Source organism: Bradyrhizobium sp. LMG 9283 (assembly GCF_045571415.1).
In the GTDB taxonomy this organism is placed as follows: domain Bacteria; phylum Pseudomonadota; class Alphaproteobacteria; order Rhizobiales; family Xanthobacteraceae; genus Bradyrhizobium.
Window position 1 is genome coordinate 4,805,031 of the sequence record NZ_CP120691.1, and the last position, 23,499, is coordinate 4,828,529.

Annotated in this window: 13 protein-coding genes and 2 pseudogenes; 6 read left to right on the forward strand and 9 right to left on the reverse strand. The window is 65.5% G+C overall.

Annotated features, from left to right (window positions below; translation table 11 throughout):
• Positions 1-124: 124 nt before the first annotated feature.
• Entirely contained in the window at positions 125-3,934 is a 3,810-nt protein-coding gene (locus P6U29_RS22730) for a DUF3971 domain-containing protein (RefSeq protein WP_407112372.1), read from the reverse strand.
• 195 nt (positions 3,935-4,129) lie between these two features.
• On the opposite strand from P6U29_RS22730, the gene P6U29_RS22735 reads away from it, so the two are divergent.
• Together P6U29_RS22735 and P6U29_RS22740 are read left to right on the forward strand one after the other, a co-directional pair.
• Positions 4,130-4,816, forward strand: coding sequence for a peroxiredoxin (locus tag P6U29_RS22735; RefSeq protein ID WP_407112373.1), 687 nt, complete (start codon positions 4,130-4,132; stop codon positions 4,814-4,816).
• A 111-nt stretch (positions 4,817-4,927) separates the two neighbouring features.
• Positions 4,928-6,286 (forward strand): peptidoglycan DD-metalloendopeptidase family protein, encoded by a 1,359-nt coding sequence (locus P6U29_RS22740; protein WP_407112374.1) that lies wholly within the window; start codon positions 4,928-4,930, stop codon positions 6,284-6,286.
• A gap of 57 nt (positions 6,287-6,343) precedes the next feature.
• Here the strand turns inward: P6U29_RS22740 and P6U29_RS22745 are convergent, their stop codons facing one another.
• The 6 genes from P6U29_RS22745 to P6U29_RS22770 form a co-directional block, all read right to left on the reverse strand.
• Positions 6,344-7,255, reverse strand: a complete 912-nt coding sequence (locus tag P6U29_RS22745; protein WP_407112375.1) for a DMT family transporter — start codon at positions 7,253-7,255, stop codon at positions 6,344-6,346.
• A 78-nt stretch (positions 7,256-7,333) separates the two neighbouring features.
• A complete protein-coding gene (locus P6U29_RS22750) occupies positions 7,334-8,224 on the reverse strand; it encodes a DMT family transporter (protein ID WP_407112376.1) in 891 nt (296 codons plus the stop codon).
• 15 nt (positions 8,225-8,239) lie between these two features.
• Entirely contained in the window at positions 8,240-9,121 is an 882-nt protein-coding gene (locus tag P6U29_RS22755) for an NAD(P)-dependent oxidoreductase (protein WP_407112377.1), read from the reverse strand.
• A gap of 2 nt (positions 9,122-9,123) precedes the next feature.
• A protein-coding gene (gene prfB / locus P6U29_RS22760; RefSeq protein ID WP_407112378.1) for a peptide chain release factor 2 occupies positions 9,124-10,255 on the reverse strand; the annotation gives its coding sequence in 2 pieces (ribosomal slippage) (positions 9,124-10,185 and positions 10,187-10,255; 1,131 coding nt in all).
• A 109-nt stretch (positions 10,256-10,364) separates the two neighbouring features.
• Positions 10,365-12,866: a penicillin-binding protein 1A gene (locus P6U29_RS22765; protein WP_407112379.1), complete on the reverse strand. Its 2,502-nt coding sequence runs from the start codon at positions 12,864-12,866 to the stop codon at positions 10,365-10,367.
• A gap of 230 nt (positions 12,867-13,096) precedes the next feature.
• Positions 13,097-14,392, reverse strand: a complete 1,296-nt coding sequence (locus P6U29_RS22770; protein WP_407112380.1) for an N-acetylmuramoyl-L-alanine amidase — start codon at positions 14,390-14,392, stop codon at positions 13,097-13,099.
• Positions 14,393-15,097: 705 nt separating this feature from the next.
• Here P6U29_RS22770 and P6U29_RS22775 point away from each other — a divergent pair.
• The 3 genes from P6U29_RS22775 (at position 15,098) to P6U29_RS22785 (ending at position 21,340) form a co-directional block, all read left to right on the forward strand.
• Positions 15,098-18,190, forward strand: coding sequence for an Rne/Rng family ribonuclease (locus tag P6U29_RS22775; protein ID WP_407112381.1), 3,093 nt, complete (start codon positions 15,098-15,100; stop codon positions 18,188-18,190).
• Positions 18,191-18,418: 228 nt separating this feature from the next.
• Positions 18,419-19,915 (forward strand): amidase, encoded by a 1,497-nt coding sequence (locus P6U29_RS22780; RefSeq protein ID WP_407112382.1) that lies wholly within the window; start codon positions 18,419-18,421, stop codon positions 19,913-19,915.
• Between the two features lie 192 nt (positions 19,916-20,107).
• Positions 20,108-21,340: an NAD(P)/FAD-dependent oxidoreductase gene (locus P6U29_RS22785; RefSeq protein ID WP_407112383.1), complete on the forward strand. Its 1,233-nt coding sequence runs from the start codon at positions 20,108-20,110 to the stop codon at positions 21,338-21,340.
• A 63-nt stretch (positions 21,341-21,403) separates the two neighbouring features.
• On the opposite strand, the pseudogene P6U29_RS22790 reads toward P6U29_RS22785, so the two are convergent.
• Positions 21,404-21,553 (reverse strand): annotated as a pseudogene (locus P6U29_RS22790) (transcriptional regulator); the annotation flags it as partial.
• Between P6U29_RS22790 and P6U29_RS22795 the strand changes: the two are divergent.
• Positions 21,554-21,797, forward strand: a pseudogene (locus tag P6U29_RS22795) (3-beta hydroxysteroid dehydrogenase); the annotation flags it as partial.
• A gap of 62 nt (positions 21,798-21,859) precedes the next feature.
• On the opposite strand, the gene ltrA reads toward P6U29_RS22795, so the two are convergent.
• Positions 21,860-23,260 carry a group II intron reverse transcriptase/maturase gene (gene ltrA / locus P6U29_RS22800; RefSeq protein ID WP_407112384.1) on the reverse strand — a complete coding sequence of 467 codons (1,401 nt, stop codon included), beginning with the start codon at positions 23,258-23,260 and terminating at the stop codon, positions 21,860-21,862.
• Positions 23,261-23,499: the final 239 nt, after the last annotated feature.

Consider the following 23,499-nt stretch of genomic DNA (forward strand, 5'->3'; position numbering starts at 1 on the left):
CCGACGCGCACCAAAATCGTCGTTATGGCCGGGCCTGTCCTGGCCATCCACGTTCTCGGCGCATATAGAAAGAAGTTCGTGGATGCCCGGGACAAGCCCGGGCATGACGAACTCTTCGGCCGCGTTACTGCCGCCGCGCGAGGCTGCAACCGCTCGACAGCTGGCGCGACGATCCGGTCGAGCCGTCATTCGACTGCGAGGGGAATTCGTCGAACGGCGAGTTCTGCTTGCCGGTATTGAACTCCATGATCTTCCGAGTCACGCCGGGAAATATCGCCGAGATCGGATTGACGCGCATCACGGGCGCGGCTGGCGTGCCGATGACCTCGTAGGTCACGCCGATCAGTCCCTCGTTGTTGCCGCCACCTAGGAACAACCCGAGTACCGGAATTTGTCCGAACATGTTGTTCAACCCATACATCGGCACGAAGGTGCCGCTCATGCAGACCTGGTTGCCGGGATAGTCGATAGAGCCCTCGATGGTGGCACCGATCATGGGACCCTTGACCACGCCGTCGCGGATCGTGAGCGCGCCGTTTTGCCGGGTGAACTCGGCGCGCAGCGCGCTGAAGGAGACGCCGTTGCCGGTGCCGTTGGGAGCGCCGGCAGCGACGCGCTCCAGCTGCGCCTCGCCCTTCACCGTGAAGTCGCGCACGTTGATGAGGCCTTCGCGCGCCGTGTTCGGCTCGGAGGTCGGCGGCTCCATCGCCACCACCATCTGACCGCCGACCGCCTTGGTGTAGGTGTCGGTGAACCGCAGCAGCGCCCCGGCATCGTTGGTCTGGAGATAGATCACCTCGCGGTTGCCCTGGGCACGGCCGCCGCGCAGATCGGCTGCCACCGGCGTGTCTTTGCCGATCTTGCCGCTCAGCGTGAACGCCTTGATGGCACCATTGCGTTTCGACATCTTGGCATCGACGCTGCGCATCGCCTCACCGTTGAAACCCGCGACGGCGCCGAGCTTCACGTCGATATCGAAATCGACGTTCTTCATCTTGCTCTTGTCGTCCTTGGAATTGCCTGAGATCGCCGACTTCAGGAAACCGCGGCCGTCAAACACGTCGCCACGCATCGTGCCCTTGATGACGCCGTCCTGGCTGCGCTCTACCTTGAGCGAAGCCTTGTCGCCATCTGACGGCGAATAGATCGGGAAGTTCGCATTCATGAGCTCGCCGTTCGCATCAACTTCAAGCGAGCCCTTGATCGAGGCGCCGCCGCCTTCGATGACGATGTCTTCCAGCCGCGTCGATTGCGCCGTCGGCACCACCTTGAAAGTGGCCTTGCCCGATTTACCCGGCAGCTTGACCCAGCCGGGCAGAATGTTGTCGAGCCTGACCGAAGTCAGATCGGCCTCGACGCCGAGCTTCGTCGTCTGCTCTGGACCGCTGGCGATCTTGCCGGACAGCTTGATCGGCAGCGATCCGCTGACGGCGGGGCTGAGATCGAAGCCGAGACGTGCGCGGCTGGCATCATCCAGCGTCGCCTGCAATCTGACATCCGCATCGCCCTCGGCCGGCTTGCGATAGTCGAGCGAAGCTGCCTGGCCATTGATCTTGACGTCGCCCTTGACTTGATAGCCCTGGTTATTGGCTGATATCTTGAGATTGTTGGCCTCCAGCTTCTGGTTCATCACCAGCTTGTCGGCGGCAAAGCCGTTGAGCTCGGCGGTGACGGCATAGGTGGTGTCGGCCTTGGTCAACTCGCCCTTGACCGGCATGCCAAGCTGGATGCTCGCCGAGAACGTTCCCTTGCTGGTGTTGGGATCGACGACTGTTGCCGACAGATCGCTCAGCCGATCATTGGCGAGCATCTCGGCGGCCGCTGGCACCGAGCCTTCGACACGGAACCTGCTCCGCGACGGCGACGGCTTGGGCGCCATATCAGGCACCTCGAACACGAAATCGGAGATCGTGACCTTGCGACCCGAGGGCGTATCCGCAACGCCCTGCCCGATGTTCACGGTCGCGGTGCGCCCGGTGACGCGCGCCTTCAAATCGGCATCGCGCACCACCGGCATACCATCAACAGGGCGGACTGCGACGCCGCTTGCGACGATATTGACCGACAGGCCGTCGTCCGGAATGGGCGGGCCCTTGCGCGGCAGGTTTCTCGTCGGCGAGTTGACGCCGATCTCAATGCGCTGGAGCGTTCCGCGCTCGATCCGTTCGATCACCCATTCACGCAATTCGGGGACGATCAGCGTCGGCCACATGCGCTTCAAGGCGGAGGCCGACATGGGCGTTCCCGCAAAGCCGAGGGTCAGCCGCGGCTCGCCCGAATAGTCGAGGGCGCCGGTGCCGGCGACGCCGATCTCGCCGTTGGAGACATCGGCCTGTGTCAGCAAGATGCGCTTGTGGTCGGTGTCGAAGCGGAAGCCGATCGCAATGCGGTTGAACACGAGCGGCGGCTCGTTGTCGATGCCGCCGAGCAGGATCGAACCGCCGCTGAAGCCGAGCTGCCAATCATTGGTTGTGCCGTTGGGCGGCTCCAGATGACCCAGCAGCGTCAGGCGGTTCGCGCCGGAGAGAATCTTGAATGGTGCGACCAGCACCCGCCGGTTCGCATCCCACTCGACATTGATCTCGGCCGAGTCGATTCCCATGGGATAGTCGGGCGTGTCGGTGTCGATGATGTTGCCGGCGCCGACCGCGATCTTGCCGCGGAAAAACGTCGGCACGCCGTCGCGGCCGAGCTCGCCCTTGAGCTCGCCCGTCAGCGGCAGGTCGGCGGTGTAGGTGAGGTCCTTCACCCGCAGCGCCAAGAGGATGTTGGAGGTCGATACCTTGTCGGCCTTGATGTCGACCAAGCGCACGCCGTTCTCGGCCGGGCCGACTGTGGCGCGCAGCATCCACGGGCGCGCGCCCTCCTCGCCGAGGCTGAGCGCGACGCCGCCGTGGCTGGGCCGGCGCAGGCTGAGCGTGATGTTCTCAAATGACCATTTGCTGCCGCGCTGCTGATCGTCGACGATCAGATTGCCGTTCTTCAGACCGATCTCGTTGAGGTTCTGGCCGTCGAGGCCGGTCATGCTCAGACTGTCGAGCCAATCGAGTCCCTGGAGGATGCCGCTCTGCGCGGTCGCCTGCGATGCGGCCTGCGACACCTCCGGGCTCGCAGGCGCGGTCGCGAATGGCGGCGGAGGAACACCGTTACGCGGGAATGTCGGCGGCAGACCCGCCTCCTTCTTGGACGCGACACCGGTCGCCAGCGGCTTTGCTGTATCGCCCGCGGACACGGTTACAGTGCCGTCAGGCGCAATGCGGATTGCGAGCTCGGCATCGACGAGGTTGAGGCTCTCAGCGCGCAGGTGCCCCATCAGGAGGGCCGCACCTGACAGCTTCACCTCGGCCTTCGGCGCGCTGGCGACGATGGCGTGATCGCGATCGCGAACGATGATGTCGCGGATGCGGACGGCGACTCGGACCCGGCCGGCGCGCTCGATCTGGGTGCCACCGACCTCAACCGTGTTGCCGTGGCCGATATTGTCCTCGATGGCAGCTGCCAGCCATGGCGTTGCGATATCCAGATTGATGGGACCGGCGCCGAGCCGCCACCACAGCGCACCGAAGCAGCCGACGAAAATGACGACCAGGGTGCCGACGACAATGACCAGGCGCTTCAGCCAGCGACCACCGCCCATCCAGCGGCGCAACGCGCCGAAGCTGTCACCGAAGCGATGGAAGCCCGAACCGGAACGCGCCAGCAGCCGGCGTGCGCGATGGCCCGCCGCCGCTTCCTGATCCGGATCCCAGTCGGCGTCGTCCCATTCCTGCGACTCATAATGGCCGCCGCGCCGATCGAATTCCCGGTTGTAGTCCTGGGGCGACGTATTCCTTGCCATTGCCTCTCGATACAGGCGCCCGTCACAATATTTAGCGCCGCCGGGACCGCAGCCGTTCGCGGGAGGTGAAGCTCCCTGCGCCGGCACTGCCGCCATACCTCGAATATTCCTGCTGTTCGTCATTTCGCCCCGGGAGCGCGTTCAACGAGCAGTGGGGTGGTGTGTGGAATTCCTTGTAACCATACTCCGGCGTCGTCAGACTTGCCCAGCCGAGGGCGCGATTCCGGCACGCCGGACGAGAGCTGCAATACCGCTCCGGTTGACCCGCCGAAAGCGTCGAAAGGAAGGCGTATGTCCAAGAAATCCCGAAAGAAATCGTCCAAAACGTCCTCCGGCAGTCCGACTGCGAAAAGGAAGACCGCAAAAACGCGGGCATCGACTCAAACAAGGTCCGCGAAAACACAGCGGAGACCGGCAAGCAAATCAACCGGGACCATAGCAAAAGCAGGATCGCATAAGGCCGCATCGAAACAGTTAAATTCATCCAAATCGGCCTCCCCGGCTGCGGCGAAATCCGGCTTGGCCGAGGGCCAAAAGGCCCCCGCCTTCCGCCTACCTCGCGACGGCGGCGACGTGGTCACGCTGGCGGACTATGCCGGCCGAAAGCTCGTCCTGTTCTTCTACCCCCGGGCCGACACGCCCGGCTGCACAAGGGAGGCGATTGATTTCACCCGCTTGGCCGACGCCTTCGCTGCCGCCGGCACCGCCGTGCTTGGCATCTCCGCCGATCCATTAAAGGCCCAGGAGAAGTTCCGCGACAAGCACAAGCTCGGCGTCCCCCTCATCTCGGACGAGAAACATGAGATGCTGGAGGCCTATGGCGCCTGGGGCCAAAAATCCATGTACGGCAAGAGCTTCCTGGGAATCCTTCGCACCACGGTGCTGGTCGGGGCCGACGGTAAGGTGGCCCGGGTCTGGCGCAACGTCAGGGTTGACGGCCATGCGGACGAGGTGCTGGAGGCGGCAAGAAGTCTTTAACCAGTCCTTTAAATTCGCGCGTTCCCATTTCCGGAAAATTAACCATGACTAGCCCAGATTGCTGCGGCAATTGAGCCGCAAGGAACCCATCCGACCGGCGCGGGAGTGCCGATGTCGAAAAGTTCTGTCCAATACTCGCACTACCCCCAACATCATCCTCACGACCACGGACGGGCCTTCCAGCGCCATCCGGCCGCCGCGGCGGCGGCGGCAACCGCGACTCCCCTGCCGGCGGCCGACGACGCTTACACGATCGTCCATGCCGGCAAGCAGGTCCGCTTTGGCCCTGTGGTGTTCTGGATCGTGGTCGGCACCGTGGTGCTGCTCGGGCTGTGGTCGGCAGCGACGGCCACCTATTTTGCATTCCGTGACGACGTCCTCACCCGGCTGATCGCCCGCCAGGCCGAAATGCAGTATGCCTATGAGGACCGCATCGCCGAACTGCGCGCCAAAGTCGACCGCACCACCAGCCGCCAGCTGCTCGACCAGGAGCAGTTCGACCAGAAGCTCGACCAGATCATGAAGAGGCAGACGGCGCTGGAGTCCCGGGCCACGGCGCTCGGCGCCATGCCCGACGTGACCGGCTCGATTCCCCGCGCCGCCCCGCAGCGCGGCGATTCAAGCCAAGCCACGCCGAAACCGTCGCCGATCAGCGACACCGTCATCTTCGTGGCGCCGCCGGATCGCGAAGCGCGCCTCGAATCGCGCGCGCCGACCGTGGTGGCAGCGCCGACCAGCCAATTCGCCAAGAACCAGGGTTTCGACAACGTCCTGGTCCGGCTCACGACGTCGCTTGATCAGGTCGAGCGGCGCCAGATGGCGGCGCTCAACGCCGTCGAGGAAAGCATGGATTCACGCATGCGCCGGATGCGCGGCGTGGTCAGCGATCTCGGCTTGAACCTCGCCCATCTCGAAGCCGCGGTACCGCGCACCGCGATGGGCGGGCCGTTCGTCCCCGTCAAGCTGACGGCCAATGCCGGACCGTTCGAGAAGCAGCTCTATCGCATCAACACCACGCGCGCCGAGATGGACCGTCTCAACCGCACGCTGGCGCTGGTGCCCTACCGCAAGCCCGTCATCGGCGAGGTCGAGTTCACCTCCGGCTTCGGGGTGCGCAGCGATCCCTTCCTGGGCCGGCCCGCGATGCACACCGGCCTCGATTTCCGCGCCGCCACGGGTGACCCCGTCCGCGTCACCGCCTACGGCAAGGTGGTTTCCGCCGGCTGGTCCGGCGGCTACGGCCGCATGGTCGAGGTCGACCACGGCAACGGGCTTTCGACCCGTTACGGACATCTCTCCGAGATCAACGTCAAGGTCGGCGAGATCGTGAAGATCGGCCAGGTCGTCGGACTCGTCGGCTCCACTGGCCGTTCCACCGGTCCGCATCTGCACTACGAAACCCGCATAGAAGGCGAAGCGGTGGATCCGCAGAAATTCTTGCGCGCCGGTGTGCGGCTCAGCGCGGGCTGAGTCCGGCTTCTCTCCTTCGGAGCCGAAGAGCCAGAGAAGCGACTGGCGGCCGGGAGCTCACGCGCTACGGCGCAGCAAACCGAGTGCCCGCCCGTCAATCACCAGCAGCGCGCTGCCGATGACGATTGCGCCCGCGATCTCGCGCATGGAGATCGGCTCACCCAGCACCAGCCAGCCCAGCAGGATGGCGGTGACGGGAATGAGCAACGTCACCAACATGACATTGCTCGCGCCCGAGCGCCGCACGATCTGAAAGAAGACGATGTAGGCCAGCGCGGTCGAAAGCGCAGCGAGGCCAAGCACGGCGAGCCAGGTCGCAAGGCGCGGTACCGGTAGCTGCCATGGCTGCTCCACCACGCCGGCGACGACCGCCATCATCACGGCCGACGCCATCAGTTGAAACGTGGCTGTCCCAAGCGGCGCTGTGTCCTTCAGTAACCGCCGCGCCGCCAGCGCCGCAAAGCCATAGCTCAATGCGCCGCCGAGGCAGAGCAGGATGCCGAGCCCCTGCCCTGGCCTTGTCTCGAAGCCCCATCCGCGCAGAAGGATCACGCCGGCAAGGCCCAACCACACCCCGGCTAGGCGGCGCATCTGCAAGGCCTCCTCGCCCACTGCAATCATCACCACCACCGTGAACATCGGCGTGGTCGCGTTCAGGATCGACGCCAGCCCGCTCGGAATGAAGGTCTGGCCGATCACGATGAGCGAGAACGGGATGACGTTGTTGAGCAGCCCGATCACGACGAACGGCGTCCAACCCATTGCGTCTTTTGGCAAGCCGATCCCCTGCATCCGAAGCAACGGCAGGAGCATCACGGCGCCAAGCGCGACGCGCAAAAATACGAGCGTCAGCGGCGGCAATTCCCGCAGAGCCGCGCCGTTGAAGAAGAACGAGCCGCCCCAGAGAATCGAGAGCACAGCGAGCAGCGACCAGTCGCGCGCATCGATCCGGTTGTCGCTTGGGGGCATGGGGTCTTACCTCGACCCCATCGTCTAGGATGGAGCTGAGAACGTTCCCACCCGATTTCCGACAAGGGGCCCGTGGTTTCACGAAGACGCAGGTTCAGATCTCTCGCGCTTCCGGGCATCGCCGGCAATGTCGGCAACAACGGCCCCGATCACCAGCGCACCGCCGATGAGCGCATGGACGGCAGGCACCTCGCGGAAGGCAACCCAGACCCAGAACGGCATCAAGGGCGTTTCCAGCGTCGCGATCAGGGAGGCCTGTCCGGACGGCAGCAGGCGGGAGCCGAGCATGTAGAACGTCAGGCCGAGCGCGACTTGAAGACAGCCGAACATCGCGAGGATCGCGAGGCTGTGGCCGCTGACATGGGTAATGTCGTGCGCGAACGGGAGGCTGACGAGACTTCCCAGGAAGTTGGAGAGCGCGGCTGCCGCCACCATCGACGTCTCCCTGTGGCGCCGAACGACGACGGTCATGGCCGAGATGGCGAGCACCATCAGACAGCTTAGCGCGACGCCGCCAATATCGGCGCCTGCCGCGACGCCGCCGACCGTGATGGCCACGCCGGCGAAGGCGACGAGACTCGCGATCAGCGTCCGCCACGTTGCGGCCTCATCGAGCCACAGCCATGCGAGCGCCGCAGCGACAAACGGTTGCGTTGCGATCAGCACCGCAACGTTCATCACCTTGGTCATCTGAAGCGCGGGGATGAAGGAGACCATGCCTATCGTCGACAACGACGCGACGAGCAGGCCGCCGCGTCCCGGAGCCGCCAATTGCCGCAGTGCGCCGCGCCCCTGGATCAGCACGAGAAAAACTGTGATGAGGCTGCCGCCGAACAGGCCGCGCCAGAACAGGATGGTCCAGGGGTCGAACGGCAGCAGGCGGGTGAAGAACGGTGCCGTGCTCCAGGCGATCGCGGCGGCGACGACGAGGGCGATGCCGAGACCGCGTTCCGAACGAGGCTGCCCCATGCTGATGCGCCCAGCTTAAGACGGCTTCTTCGGTCGCGACACCAGCTCGATCATCCTGCCTTCGTCATCATCCGGCATCGCCGCATTCGCCTGCGCGTAGGCCTCGACGGCGGCGCGCGCGACCAGCGGCTTGTCGGCGAGCAGGCTCTCGGCAAGCTTCACCGCATAAGCGGCATCCTTGTGCCGCAGCGCTGCCGTGAACGTCGCGCCGCTGAAGTCGCGGGTAACCATGCGCCTGGAGTGACGCTGCACCTGCGGGCTTGCGGCCACGCCTGCCTGGATCGACTCCAGCACCAGGTTCATGTCGAGCCCGGCCTGTTCGGCGATGGCAAGGCCCTCGGCGAGACCGGCGATCTGGATAGCGCCCAAGAGATTGTTGATGAGCTTGTAGACCGTGCCAGCGCCGACCGGGCCGAAATGGCGGATCGTCGAGCCGATGGGTTCGAGATAGGGCCGCGCACGCTCGAGATCGGCCGCATCGGCGCCGGCCAGCAGCGTCAACTTCCCGGCCGCCGCCGCGTCCGGCAGGCCAGTGACGGGGCAATCGATATAGATCAGCCCGCGCGCGTTGAGCTCGCGGCCCATCTCGTGAGAATGCTCATAGGAGACGGTGGAGCACTCGATCGCTATGGTGCCGGCCTTCGCCGTCTTGGCCGCGCCGTTCGGCCCCAGCCAGACCGCGCGCGAGGCCTCATCGTCGGCGACCATGGTCACGATCGCGTCGGCATCGATCGCGGCATCCTCCGGCGAGGTCGCCCAAAGCGCGCCGCGCGCGATCAGGTCTTCCGCCTTGGCCTTGCTGCGATTCCACAGCGTCACCGTGAAGCCGGCATCGAGATAGCGGCCGGCCATGCCATGGCCCATCCGCCCCAATCCGATGAAGGCGACGCGGGGCATGGCTAGTCCACGTCCTCGACATCGCCGGCGGTTGTGCCGAACGCGCGCTGGGCCAGCGTCGCGGCCATAAACTCGTCGAGATCGCCGCCGAGCACGCCCGATGTATCGGACGTCTGCACGCCCGTGCGCAGATCCTTCACCATCTGGTAGGGCTGCAGCACGTAGGAGCGGATCTGATGGCCCCAGCCGATATCGGTCTTGGCAGCCTGGTCGGCGGCGGCCTTTTCCTCACGCTTCTTCAGCTCGATCTCGTAAAGCCGCGCGCGCAGCATGTCCCAGGCCTGCGCGCGGTTCTTGTGCTGGGAGCGGCCGGCCTGGCAGACCACGGCGACGCCGGTCGGAATATGCGTCAGGCGCACTGCGGACTCGGTCTTGTTGACGTGCTGGCCGCCGGCGCCGCCCGAACGCATGGTGTCGGTGCGGACGTCGGATTCCTTGATGTCGATCTTGATGCTGTCGTCGATGACGGGGAATACCTGCACGCTCGAAAACGAGGTGTGCCGCCGTGCGTTGGAATCGAACGGCGAGATGCGCACCAGGCGATGCACGCCCGCCTCCGTCTTCAGCCAGCCATAGGCATTATGGCCCGAGACCTGGATCGTCGCGGACTTGATGCCGGCCTCTTCGCCCTCGGACTCTTCGAGGTACTCGACCTTGAAGCCGTGGGTTTCGGCCCAGCGCGTGTACATGCGCAGCAGCATCTGCGCCCAGTCCTGGCTCTCGGTGCCGCCGGCGCCGGCATGAACCTCGAGATAGGAATCGAAGCGGTCGGCTTCGCCCGACAGCAACGCCTCGAGCTCGCGGCGCGCCACTTCCTTCTTGAGGTTCTTCAGCGCGGCTTCGGCTTCGGCAACGACACCGTCATCGCCTTCGGCCTCGCCGAGCTCGATCATGCCGATATCGTCTTCGAGCTCCTGCTCGACCTTGCCGATGCCGGACAGCGCATCCTCCAGCGAGGTGCGCTCCTGCATCAGCTTCTGGGCTTTCTGGGGATCGTTCCAGAGATTGGGATCTTCTGCGAGCTTGTTCAGCTCAGCGAGGCGCGCCGTCGATTTCTCGACGTCAAAGATGCCTCCTCAGCAGCCCGACTGACTGCTTGATCTCTTCTACCAACCGTTCGATTTCGGCGCGCATGTCGTTCTCGTGTCTCGCGGAATCCCGCGTGCAATTCGAGATGGGGATGTAGCGGCGGCGGCTGCAAAGCGCAACCGCCGGAACCGCGATCGTCTGTCTTATCCGCGGCCTAGTACAGTCCGCCGGTGCCCGGCCGCATGAAGAAGCCGGCGTCGGGCTGTTGCTGTTGCGAGGCCGGCATGCGGCCGTCGGCATCGGCCACGCCGATGACGGAGTAATTATCCGGAGGCGCGGTACCCGGCTTGAAGGCTTCGAGGATCGTTCCGCCGGTCTCGCCCGGGCCAGCGCGCATGCCGGTCTTGGCGACGACGCGCACCAGCTTGATGCCGGCCGGCACCTTGAACGGAACGGCGGGCTTGTCCGCGAGCGCCAGCTTGAGGAAATCACGCGCGATGGGTGCAGCCAGATGCCCGCCGGTCGCGGCATTACCTTTGCCGAGCGGACGCGGCTTGTCGTAGCCCATATAGATGGCGACGGCGATGTCCGGCGAGAAGCCGACGAACCAGGCGTCCTTGGCCTCGTTGGTGGTGCCGGTCTTGCCGGCGATCGGCTTGCCGACCTCCTTGATCACGGTCGCGGTACCGGCCTGAACCACGCCTTCCATCAACTCGGTGATCTGATAGGCAGTCATGGAGTCCAGCACCTGCTCGCGGCGGTCGATCAGCTGCGGCTCGGGCTGGTTCTTCCAGCCGCCCGGCGCATCGCAACCGCGGCATTCGCGCTGGTCGTGCTTGAAGATGGTGTGGCCGTAGCGGTCCTGGATACGGTCGATCAACGTCGGCTTCACACGGCGGCCGCCATTGGCGAGCATCGAGTAAGCCGTGACCATGCGCATCGCCGTCGTCTCGCCGGCGCCGAGCGCATAGGAGAGATAGTTCGGCAGCTCGTCATAGACACCGAAACGGCGGGCGTATTCGCCGATCAGCGGCATGCCGATGTCCTGCGCGAGGCGCACCGTCACCGTGTTGAGCGACTGCCGCAACGCGTTGCGCAGCGTCACCGGTCCCTGGAATTTGCCGGACGAGAAGTTTTCAGGCCGCCACACGCCGGCGCCCTGCCCCTGGTCGATTTCGATGGGCGCGTCGAGCACGACGGTCGAGGGCGTATAGCCGTTGTCGAGCGCGGCCGAATAGACGATCGGCTTGAACGACGAACCCGGCTGCCGATAGGCCTGCGTGGCGCGATTGAACTGGCTCTGGTCGAAGGAGAAGCCGCCGACCATCGCGAGCACGCGGCCGGTCCAGGGATCCATCACCACCATGGCGCCGGAGACTTCCGGAATCTGACGGAGCCGGTACTGGCCCTCGACGGGCTGGCCATCCTTGTAGAGCGGATCGGCATAGATCACGTCGCCGGGCTGAAGGACCTGCGACACCGCCGTCGGCGTCTTGCCTTTCGTGCCGCCCTGCGCGGCCCGCGCCCAGCGCACGCCGTCGACCGTAACGATGCCGGTCTCGCGCTGCTTGCTGACGGCCCCGCCAAGCTCGCGGCTTGGCTGGAAGCCGATGCGCGCGGACTGATCGCTGGTCTCCAGCACCACCGCCATTCGCCACGGCGAGATGTCCGACAGCGACTTGATCTCGGCGAGCTTCACGCCCCAATCGCCGGAGATATCGAGCTTGCTGATGGCGCCGCGATAACCTTGCTGCTCGTCATAGTTCACGAGGCCGGCGACCATGGCCTTGCGCGCCATCACCTGGATCTTCGGATCGAGCGTGGTGCGAACCGACAGGCCGCCCTCGTAGAGCTTCTTCTCGCCGTAGCGCTCGAAGATGTCGCGGCGGACTTCCTCGGCGAAATATTCGCCGGCGAAGGTGTGTGCGCCGTTGGAACGGCTGGTGACGGCCAGCGGCTCCTTGCGCGCCTTGTCGGCGTCGGCCTGCTTGATCCAGCCGTTCTCGAGCAGACGGTCGATGACGTAGTTGCGGCGCTCGATGGCGCGGTCGCGGTTACGGACCGGATGCAGCGTCGCCGGCATCTTCGGCAGCGCCGCGAGATAGGAAGCTTCCGCCACCGTCAGCTCGTTCACCGACTTGTCGAAATAGACGAGCGAGGCAGCCGCGATACCGTAGGCGCCGAGGCCGAGATAGATTTCGTTCAGGTACAGCTCGAGAATCTTGTCCTTCGAGTAGGTCTTCTCGATCCGCATCGCGAGCAAGGCTTCCTTGATCTTGCGGGCGAAGGAGACCTCGTTGGTGAGCAGGAAGTTCTTGGCGACTTGCTGGGTGATCGTGGAAGCCCCCTGCGGACGACGGTTGGAGCCGTAGTTCTGCAGGTAAAGCAATCCGGCGCGCGCCATGCCGGTGTAGTCGATGCCGCCATGCTCGTAGAAATTCTTGTCCTCGGCCGCGAGGAACGCGTTGATCACGAGCTTGGGCACCGCCTGGATCGGCAGATAGAGCCGCCGCTCCTTGGCGTATTCGCCGAGCAGCGAACCATCGACCGCGTGCACACGCGTCATCACCGGCGGCTCGTAATCCTGTAGCTGAGAGTAGTCCGGCAAATCCTTGGAGAAATGCCAGATCAGGCCTGCCACGGCCCCGACACCAACAAGGAACACCACTGTTCCCGCGGCGAACAGGAAGCCCATGAACCGCACCAGCAAGCGCATTATCTGTTTATCCGTTCAAACTCTGGATCAGCCCAGTATCAGCCCTTTGGCACCCCAAACAGGCGCCAACCTCACGTCGCGAATTCACCGGCTTACGCAATCACATCAATGCCGGACTTAAGACGCTTGCCGAACAGGATTCTCGCCGATTCCGGAACCCCCTGCGGCGTTTTTATAAAGCGTCCGCTGTGGCCAAACTAGGGCCTTTGGGTCGGGAGGAACAAACCGTTTCAGTTCGACGTCCCGGCTGTGGCCATCCGCTTGGTCAAAAATCCGTCGATCGCCTGTGCCATCGAGCCCACGGCGCGGGATCGCCACCCCTCGGAGACCAGGTGCTCGAGGTCTCCTTTGTTGGAGACATAACCGATCTCGACCAGCACCGAAGGCACATCGGGGGCCTTCAGGACCCGGAAGCCGGCGGACTTCAGGGGATGCTTGTGCATCCGCACCGTCTGCTTCATTTCGCCCATCAAGAGGCGGGCGAAACGGTTTGAAAAAGTGCGGGTTTCCCGCTGCGTGAGGTCGATCAGGATGTCGGCGACGTCGGTCGGCTCCTCCGCGAGGTTGAAGCCGGCGATCGCATCGGCCCGGTTCTCCGCATCCGCCAGCCGCTGGGCTTCGGCGTCGGACGCCTTGTCGGAGAGCGTATAGATGGTCGCGCCTTGCGCATCGCCTTCGGCACGCGGCAGCGCATCGGCATGAATCGAGACGAACAAGGCCGCCTTGAGATTGCGGGCGATCTTGGTCCGGTCATTGAGGGGAATGAAGGTGTCGTCGTCCCGCGTCATGACCACGCGATACTTGCCGGCCTTCTCCAGCTTGTCACGTAGCGCCAGGCCAAAAGCCAGCACCAGGTTCTTCTCGCTCTCGCCGCCCGATTGCGTCCCGTTGTCGATGCCGCCATGCCCGGGATCGATCACGACCACCGGCCGGCCATCGGCCTTCTGCTGCGTGGCTTCCGGGGCCGCCGGGCTGGGAAGCGTGGCTGGCGGCGACTCCGCGATCGCGGGCCGCAGCTCAGGGCGGTTTTCGGGAGCAAGCGACGACACGAAGGCGGCGCGATCGACCTCCTCCAGCTCGAGTACGAGCCGGGCAGGTTGGCCGTTGGCCGCCTCGAGCACGTAGGAATTGGCGATTTTCGCCGGTCCGGTCAGATCGAACACGATTCGCGAGCCACCGGGCATGACGAGTCCGTAGCGGAAGGCCTTGACCAGCCCCCGTCCCCCGCTCCCGGTACCGGCGGGCAGCTGAAAATTGACTTGCGGCACATCCACCACGACGCGGTAGGGGTCGGCCAGCGTGACGGCGCGGAAGGTGACGGTCTGGTCGAGGTCGAGGATGAAGCGGGTCTGCTTGCCGTCACCGGCCAGCCGGGCGGCCGAGGCGACTGGAAAATTCGATGCCGCAACAGCGGGTTGCAGTTGGCTTTCCGCAGCAATGAGGCGCGAGGAATCAGCGCACGGCAATGCCGCGATGCACAGCAACACGCCTCCCAGCAAAACCTGTCGATTTGTGCGGCTCGCCACCGATTCCGTGCCTCCGAGCAGCTCTCTTAACGCAATAGAACCACAGGGTTAATCGCTCCTTAATGACGGAAACGCAAAACTCGCCGACTGTGACCGCCGTGCGACGCTCCCTTGCACGGATGGCTCATTCCTCGTATGTACGGAATGCTGACGGCCGATATTCCCGGTTGTGTCGCATTCAGCCTTCCGGTGCAGCGCCGGAACTCCCAAGATTTGGGAATTCCAGCGTTTTCTGCTTCCCTCTAAGACCAGCGCGGTGCGCGGCAGCGAGGTGAAGCGGGTCAAGCCCCGGCGGCGGACGGTCTCGGGTTACCACTCATGTTACCGGGACGGTTCTGACAGCGACGTAACCCATTACCCGGTCCCTTGATCCCAAGGGAGCGGTTCGTGATCCCCAAGGCGAGCGCGCTCGCGCCGTGCCTGGCCAGCAGCAACTGATTGAAGGGCGGCCTCGCCGCCCAATGTTTCATACGGGCCGACGCTTGATGCGCCAGACTGTGCCGACGAAATCTGAAGGATCATTCGCGACGCTGCGGAGTGACAATCCCGCGCGTCGCAATGGTCCTGAAGCTTCCGGTTCGGCAAGGCGCGAGAGACGGCGTTTCGGCCTTCCCCTCACCCCCGAATCAGGTGGACCGTCGCGTCACCCGGCGGCGCGATACGCGCCCACGGTTTATCGCGTCCGCCGCCGCCAAGAGTTAAGACATGCCGAACAAGATGTTGATCGATGCCACCCACCCGGAAGAGACCCGGGTCGTCGTGGTCCGCGGCAATCGCGTCGAAGAGTTTGATTTCGAGACCGCGCAACGCAAGCAACTGCGCGGGAACATTTACCTCGCCAAGGTCACAAGGGTCGAACCCTCGCTCCAGGCCGCCTTCGTCGAATATGGCGGCAACCGCCACGGCTTCCTCGCCTTCAGCGAAATCCATCCCGACTACTACCAGATCCCGGTCGCCGACCGGCAGGCGCTGATCGAGGCCGAGGAACAGGCCCATCGCGAGGCCGAGGAAGAGAGCGAGAACCGCTCCCACGGCCGCCGCCGTTCGCGCCACCGCAACGCCCGCCGCCGCGGTCATGGCGAGCGCGTGCGCAGCGATATCGTCGAAGGCCTCGACGCGGGGGCCGATCCCGTCGCCCAGCCCGTCGAGGACGCGGCGCTGCCGGAGCATGCCGAGGGCGAGCATCTGCACGCCGAGGCGGAGCATCACGGCGAGCACGAGGGCCACGATCACGATCATGGCGAACATGATCACGATGATCATCATCATGCCCATGATGACGAGCACCATCACGCCTATGGTCATGAGGGCGAGCGCGATCCTCACGACCATGAGTATGCCGATGAGACGCCGGCGCCTGTCGCCGCGGTCGGCGCCGAGCCCGTGGTCGCGACCGAGACCGTTGCCGAGCCGCAGCCGGCCCAAACCTTCGAGACTGCCGCCCCCGAAGCTCATGCCGCGGAAGCGCATGCCGAACCTCTGGCTGAAGCCGTGACATCAGCCGCCGAGCCGGCCGATGCCGTCTACGCCGCCGGCGAGGGCACTGAAGCGCCGCAGGCCGAGCCCGTGGAAACAGCCGGCGAGGACGACGAAGACGAGGACGGCGAGGACGCCGAAGAGGAAGTCGTCGAATCCGTCGGCGGCGACGACGTGCTGGAGGAAGTGCCGGAGCGCACCTTCCGCCCGCGCCGTCAGTACAAGATCCAGGAAGTCATCAAGCGCCGCCAGGTGATGCTGGTGCAGGTCGTCAAGGAAGAGCGCGGCAACAAGGGCGCGGCGCTGACGACCTATCTCTCGCTCGCCGGCCGCTACGCCGTGCTGATGCCGAACACCGCGCGCGGCGGCGGCATCAGCCGCAAGATCACCAGCGCGCAGGATCGTTCGCGCCTCAAGGAAGTGGTGCAGGATCTCGACGTGCCCGAGGGCATGGGCATCATCCTGCGCACCGCCGGCGCCTCCCGCACCAAGCCGGAGATCAAGCGCGACTTCGAATATCTGATCCGGATGTGGGAAACGGTACGCGACCTCACGCTGAAGTCGCAGGCCCCGACCCTCGTCTACGAGGAAGGCTCGCTGATCAAGCGCTCGCTGCGCGACCTCTACAACAAGGAGATCGACGAGATCCAGGTCGCCGGCGAATCCGGCTACCGCGAAGCGCGCGACTTCATGAAGATGCTGATGCCCGCCAATGTCAGCGCGGTGAAGCAGTATCGCGACGGCCAGCCGCTGTTCTCACGCATGGGCGTCGAGAGCCAGCTCGATGCGATGTTCTCGCCGACCGTGCAACTGCGCTCCGGCGGCTACATCGTGATCAACCAGACCGAAGCGCTGGTCTCGATCGACGTCAACTCCGGACGCTCGACCCGCGAGCACCACATCGAGGACACCGCGCTCAAGACCAATCTGGAGGCGGCCGAAGAGGTCGCCCGCCAGCTTCGCTTGCGCGACCTCGCTGGCCTGATCGTCATCGATTTCATCGACATGGACGAGAAGCGCAACAACCGCGCGGTCGAGCGCAAGCTGTCCGATTGCCTCAGGCAGGACCGCGCGCGCATCCAGGTCGGCCGCATCTCGCACTTTGGCCTCCTGGAGATGTCGCGCCAGCGCATCCGCGCCAGCGTGCTGGAGAGTTCGACCGATCCGTGCCCGCATTGCGGCGGCACCGGCCACGTCCGCTCGGTATCCTCGGTGGCGCTCCAGCTGCTGCGCGGCCTCGAAGAGATCCTGATGAAGGGCGCGACCCACAACCTCGTGGTCCGCACCCGCACCGACGTCGCGCTCTACGTGCTGAACCACAAGCGCGGCCATCTGCGCGACCTCGAGAACGGCTTCAAGGTTACGCTGTCGGTGATCGCCGATTCCAGCGTCAGCGGTCCGCAGGCCTATGTGATCGACCGCGGCGAGCAGGTGCATACGCTCGAAGCCGCCAAGGCGCTGCTCGCAGCGCAAGCTGCTGCAAGCCCGCCGCCACTGGCCGAAGAAGCCTATGACGACGAGGATGGGTTTGACCTGGAGACTGAATCCGAGGTCGAGACCGACGAGACCGAAGGTCTTGCTGACGAGCAGGCTGCCGGCGAGGCAGCCTCCGAGCAGGACGGCCAACGCCGCAAGCGCCGCCGCCGCCGGCGCGGCCGCGGTGGCCAGCGCGAGAGCGAGTTGCGCGAGGATACCGCCTCCACGCTACCCGAAGCGGCCATGGCGGCCGGTGAAGGTGAAGACGAGACCGAGTCCGAGCAGGACGGCGAGGAAGGCGAGGAACAAGCAGCCCGTGGCGAGCAGCAGGGCAGCGGCGAGCGCCGGCGCCGGCGTGGTCGCCGCGGCGGACGCCGCCGTCGCGGTGGCGGCGAGGAAGGTCTGGCGGGATCCATCAACGACGAACTCGGCGCCAATCCGCCGCCGGAAGCTGCCGGTGCGGTGGCCGATTTCGACGACTTCGGCAGCGAGGCTGCGCCCTCGATCGCGCAGACTGAGCACACCACCGAGCCGCAAGTCGCGCAGCCTGAGCCGCTCGCCGAGGTGCAGACCGAAGCGCCGGCCCAGCCGGAGCCGGCTCCCGCCGCAACCGTGACGCCAGAAGAAGAGCCCGCCGGCGACAAGACCGCGCGGCGCCGCTCCACGGTCCGGGAAAAGGTGAGCTTCCTGCTGAACAGTCAGCCCGAGCCCGCAACGCCGGTGGCGCAGGCGACCGAAGGCGCGCCCGCGCCGGCACCCGAGCCCGCGCCGGAGGCCGCAAGCGAAACCCCGGCCGCGCCGCGCCGCGCCGGCTGGTGGTCACGCCGTTTCGGCGGCGGCGAGTAAGCCGACACTCATGGAAACGCCCGGCCGAGCCGGGCGTTTTTCGTTGTGCACCGATGTCCTTCGCGCGAAGGCCATCTCGCCTGCGTGAGGCTGGCGGTAGCGATGGCGCGGCCGAGACAGATGCCGGCGACCTCGCAAACATCGTCCGGCGCACAAAACTGGGGTGCAGCGCATCCAACCCGGCTTCCGATGTGCTAAGTCGTTTCACGATTTGGAAGAGGACCAGCGTTGTCAGAGCTTTGTGATTCCAGCGCCGTTGAGCTGCGCCGCATGTTGGCCGCGCGCGCGATCTCGCCTGTCGAACTCCTCGACGCCTGCCTGTCGCGCATCACCGCCGTCAATGGCGCCGTCAACGCCGTCGTGACGCTGGATGAGCCGGGCGCACGCGCAGCCGCAAAGGCAGCCGAGGCGGAAATCCTCCGCGGCGAGGATCGCGGCGCGCTGCACGGCCTACCCGTCCTCATCAAGGACACCCAGGACACCGCCGGGATGCGCTCCACCTATGGCAGTCCCCTGCTGCGCGACAACGTGCCGGCCGCTGATCAGGGTTCGGTCGCCCGCTTGCGCGCGGCCGGCGCCATCATCTTGGGCAAGACCAACACGCCGGAATGGGCGGCCGGCGGCAACACCCGCAATCCCGTGTTCGGCGCGACCGGCAATCCGTTCGATCCCATGCGCTCGGCGGCCGGCTCGTCCGGCGGCTCGGCGGTGGCACTCGCCTGCGGCATGGCCCCGCTCGCTTCGGGCTCCGACACCGGCGGAAGCTTGCGCAATCCGGCCGGCTTCTCCGGCATCGTCGGGATGCGCCCGTCCTACGGACTCGTACCGAGCGAAAAGCGCATCTTCGGCTGGTCGAACCTCTCGACCGACGGGCCGATGGCGCGCAACGTCGCCGATACCGCCCTGATGCTCTCGGTGATGGCGAGCGACGATGCCCGCGATCCGCTCGCCTACACCCTGCCCGGCGAACCGTTGCGCGCCCGTGCCGAGCGCTGGGCCGCGCCGCGCCCTGCCGATCTCGGCAAGCTGCGTCTCGCCTTCACCGAAGACTTCGGCTTCGCACCGACCGAGCAGGCGATCCGCCGCGTGTTCCGCAACCGCGTGAGCAAGCTCGCGTCTCTGTTCGCCGAATGCCGCGAGGCGAGCCCCGACTGCACCGGCGCCGACGACGCCTTCGCCGTGCTGCGCGCGGGCATGTTCCTCGCGACGCACGGCAAGAACTACAAGGAGCGTCCCGAGATGCTCGGCCCCAACGTCCGCGCCAATGTCGAGGAAGGCCTCGGCTACACGCTCGAGGACCATGCCCGCGCTGCCACGACACAGACGCGGATCTACCGCGCTTACCAGACCTTCTTCGCAAATTGCGACGTGCTAATCAGCCCAACCATCACGCTGAGCCCGCGGCCGTGGTCGGAGCTCTATCCCGCCGAGATCGACGGCGTACCGACCAAATCCTATTTCCACTGGCTCGCGCTCGCCTATGCCGTCACGCTCGCCGGCCATCCCGCGATCAGCATTCCGCTCGGTCTCGATGAAGCTGGCCTTCCGTTCGGCCTCCAGATCGTCGGCCCGCGCGGCGGCGATGCCATCGTGCTCTCGGTCGCCGCGAGCATCGAGGCTGCGTTCGCGAACGATGCGCAATTGTGCCGGCCCATGCCCGACTTCGCACGTCTCGCCGCAGCACCGCCGCTATCGGCCGCACCAGATTTCCTCACCTGGGAATGACCCTGGCTGTGTAAAAACGAGAGAATGCGAAAGACGGATAGAATAACGTTCTTCAGTTCGCCGTCTAACTTGAAATCGCTTGCGAGCATGAGCGCTAGATCAGCCTTGGACGAACAACTTCTTCTATCGCTCTCATCCATCTCGGCATTTTCACACAGCCAAGACCCGGGCCTGACAGGAGAATTGCTTCCGATGCAAAGCGCGATCATTCTCGGCGGCGGCATGGTGGGCGTGGGTGCCGCGCTGCATCTGCAGCAGCGCGGCTGGTCGGTCACGCTGGTCGACCGCAGGGAGCCCGGCCGCGAGACCAGCTACGGCAATGCCGGGATGATCCAGGCGGAAGCGGTGCGGCCCTATCCGATGCCGCGCGATCTCGCCTCGCTCTTGAAGATCGCGACCGGCCGCACCAACGACGTGCGCTACAGCCTCTCCTCCCTCCATCTCCATATCGAGCCCCTGCTCCGCTACTGGTGGCATTCGGCGCCGAAGCGGCATCGCGAGGCGATCGCCGGCTGGGCGCGCCTGATCGCCTACGCGACGAGCGAGCACGACGTCCTGATCCGCGAGGCCCACGCCGACAATCTGATCCGCCGCGCCGGCTACCGGGCGCTGTACCGCGATGCCGCCGCCCTGGAGCACTCGATCAGGGACGCGGAGCAAGATCAGCGCGAATTCGGCGTGAACTTTCGCGTGCTGTCGGGCAGCGAATTGACAAAAGCCGAGCCGATCCTGCGCGACGATCTCCCCGGCGCGATCCATTGGCTCGACACCTGGACCGTGTCCGATCCGGGTGCGCTGGTGACGGCTTATGCCGAGCTGTTCGCGCGCCTCGGCGGGCGGATCGTGCTCGGTGATGCGCAGTCGCTGCGGCAAACCGCGACCGGCTGGTCGGTCGACACCGATCAGGGGCGCATCGATGCCGCGCATGCCGTCGTAACCCTCGGACCGTGGTCGCCCGATCTATTGTACAAGTTCGGCTATCGCATCCCGCTGGTGCGCAAGCGCGGCTATCACATGCATTATAGCGGCGGCGCTTCGCTCGACCTGCCGCTGGTCGACAAGGCCCGTGGCTACGCCATGGGCCCGATGGCCAAGGGAATTCGCATCACTACCGGCGCGGAATTGACTGGCGCGGACGCACTCGCGACACCGGTGCAGCTCGCCAGCGCCGAAGCCTCGGCACGCGAGCTGGTCGACCTCGGCAAACGGGTCGAGCCGGATCCGTGGTTCGGCACGAGGCCCTGCACGCCCGACATGCTGCCGGTGCTCGGCCGCGCCCCGCGCCACCCCGGCCTCTGGATGAACTTCGGCCATGGTCATCAGGGCTTTACGCTCGGACCCGCCACCGGACGCCTGCTCGCGGAGATGATGAGCGGCGAGACGCCGGCGGTCGATCCGACGCCATACCGGCCCGAGCGGTTCTAACCCTCGGCGCGCTCGGCAAGCAGTGTCCTGATGCGCTCGGCATCCTCGGGCGTCGCTGGATTGTACGCGCTGCAGCCGCGGTGAGACACCCTCCACCGCCTGGTAGCGCACCTCGGGCGGACGGCCGAGGCCGATCAGGAACAGATGCTCGCGCTCGATATCCGTCAGCATCAACGCCCGCGCGATGCGGTCGAGCACATCGGCCGACGGTGCGTCTATCGCCTCGCACTGGAGCAAGGCGCATCCGCGAAGCGCTATCACGCGATCGCGGAGGAAGGCGTGCCGTTCAAGATGATTGCAAGTGATCGGCAAGAGGCTCGGCGTGCCCGTGGTCTCGAAATCCACTGACGAAGCCGAGTCCCATTTCGGGTGGTTTGCCCGATTTGCGGCCGTCGATGTTCCGACCTCGAGCGCGAAGACACGTGCTGCGCTTGGCTGGGAGCCCAATCGGGTAGGAGGAAGCCTCGCGGCTTCCCCCTCCCACACCACCGTACGTACGGTTCCGTATACGGCGGTTCGTCAAGCACGATTGAGATGGCGGTGCAGTTCGATGAGAGACGGCAAGCCGAGTTGCGTGAAGAAGGCGGCGCGATAGGCATCGTTCATGTGGCTGGCCCCGGCGTTCCACCAGGGGCCTCGGCCGTTGGAGGCCGACCGCCATGCCCGCTCCGGATCGAGCCCGCGTTGCATCAAGCGCTTGCGGCGTGTCCGCGGTCGCTTCCACTGGCGCCAGAGGACGCAGCGCAATTTGCGCCGCATCCAGCCGTCGAGCTCCTCGAACACCCCTTTGGCCTCCGCCAGCCGGAAGTATTGCAGCCAGCCGCGCAGGATGGGGGTTAGGGCTCTGACAGTCGATGCCAGGGTTCGTCCGCGCCCTTGGCGCAACGTCGTCCTCAGCTTGCTCCGCAACCGCTGCACACTCTTGGCCGCGACCCGCAGGCGCGGTTGCTTGTGAGCGGTCATGGTGTAACCGAGGAAGGTACGCGCCCAGGGATGGTCAACAGCACTCTTTGCTGCGTTGACCTTGAGCCGCAGCTGCTCGGTCAGGAAGCGCGTGATCGACGCCATCACCCGCTCGCCGGCCCGCCGCGTCCGCACATAGATGTTGCAGTCGTCGGCGTAACGGCAGAAGGCGTGGCCTCGTCGCTCGAGCTCCTTGTCCAGGTCATCGAGCAGGATGTTCGACAGCAGCGGTGACAGAGGACCGCCTTGCGGCGTGCCTTCGCTCCGTGCCGTCGTGATCCCACCCGTCATCAATCCAGCCTGCAGGTAGCGGCGGATCACCCGCAGCACCCGCCTGTCCGCGACCCGGCGGGCCACTCGTGCCATCAGCACATCATGGTTCACCCGGTCGAAGAACTTCTCCAGATCAAGGTCGACGACGAAGCGTCGGCCCTCGGCCACGTGCGTTCGCGCGGCACGCACCGCATCGTGCGCGCTGCGCCCCGGACGGAAGCCGTACGAAGCCTTGGAGAAGCCTGGATCGAACAGCGGCATCAGCACCTGATGCATCGCCTGCTGGATCAACCGATCCACCACCGTCGGGATGCCCAATTGGCGCATCCCTCCACCGGGCTTGGGGATTTCCACCCCGCGCACCGGCTGCGGCCGATAGCGGCCTTCCAGCAGTTCTTCCTTGATGCGCAGCCAATGCTCCTTCAGATACGGCTGCAACTGCTCCACAGTCATCCGATCGATGCCCGCGGCGCCCTTGTTCGCCACCACCCGATGGTAAGCCGCCATCATGTTCGCTCGGCTGACGATCTTCTCTATCAGCCGCACTTCCACCTCCGGAGGGGAAGGTTGCGATCTTGCCGCGATGTTTGATGCACCCGCCTCCTGCTCTGGCGGCTTCCGGCCGCTGCCCTCGGAGCGGGCATGACGCATCTCAGCGCCATCGTCTGCATCTGCTTCCACCATCGACAGACCGGCCTCCTCCGGTACTCGACGTTCGGCCCTTCACCGGCTTGGTCTGCCGGCTACTACGGCCTCTGCTGACTTCTGCCGCCCCATCCCGACGCCTTGCGGCGCCGGTAGCACACCCGTTGCCGGGGGCAGGACGACAGATCTCCCAGGGTTAGTCGCGTGACCTTCGTGCCATGTACCTGTCGCATCTACGGCCGCATCCTCCGGGTGATATTGGGCTTCGGGAATTCTTG

What these genes read in the sequence shown, in the direction of transcription:
- P6U29_RS22740 (WP_407112374.1), top strand. Translation starts at nt 4,928, where the DNA reads ATGTCGAAAAGTTCTGTCCAATACTCGCACTACCCCCAACATCATCCT.
- P6U29_RS22765 (WP_407112379.1), bottom strand. Translation starts at nt 12,866, where the DNA reads ATGCGCTTGCTGGTGCGGTTCATGGGCTTCCTGTTCGCCGCGGGAACA.
- P6U29_RS22775 (WP_407112381.1), top strand. Translation starts at nt 15,098, where the DNA reads ATGCCGAACAAGATGTTGATCGATGCCACCCACCCGGAAGAGACCCGG.
- P6U29_RS22745 (WP_407112375.1), bottom strand. Translation starts at nt 7,255, where the DNA reads ATGCCCCCAAGCGACAACCGGATCGATGCGCGCGACTGGTCGCTGCTC.
- P6U29_RS22755 (WP_407112377.1), bottom strand. Translation starts at nt 9,121, where the DNA reads ATGCCCCGCGTCGCCTTCATCGGATTGGGGCGGATGGGCCATGGCATG.
- P6U29_RS22750 (WP_407112376.1), bottom strand. Translation starts at nt 8,224, where the DNA reads ATGGGGCAGCCTCGTTCGGAACGCGGTCTCGGCATCGCCCTCGTCGTC.
- P6U29_RS22735 (WP_407112373.1), top strand. Translation starts at nt 4,130, where the DNA reads ATGTCCAAGAAATCCCGAAAGAAATCGTCCAAAACGTCCTCCGGCAGT.
- P6U29_RS22785 (WP_407112383.1), top strand. Translation starts at nt 20,108, where the DNA reads ATGCAAAGCGCGATCATTCTCGGCGGCGGCATGGTGGGCGTGGGTGCC.
- ltrA (WP_407112384.1), bottom strand. Translation starts at nt 23,260, where the DNA reads ATGGTGGAAGCAGATGCAGACGATGGCGCTGAGATGCGTCATGCCCGC.
- P6U29_RS22730 (WP_407112372.1), bottom strand. Translation starts at nt 3,934, where the DNA reads ATGGCGGCAGTGCCGGCGCAGGGAGCTTCACCTCCCGCGAACGGCTGC.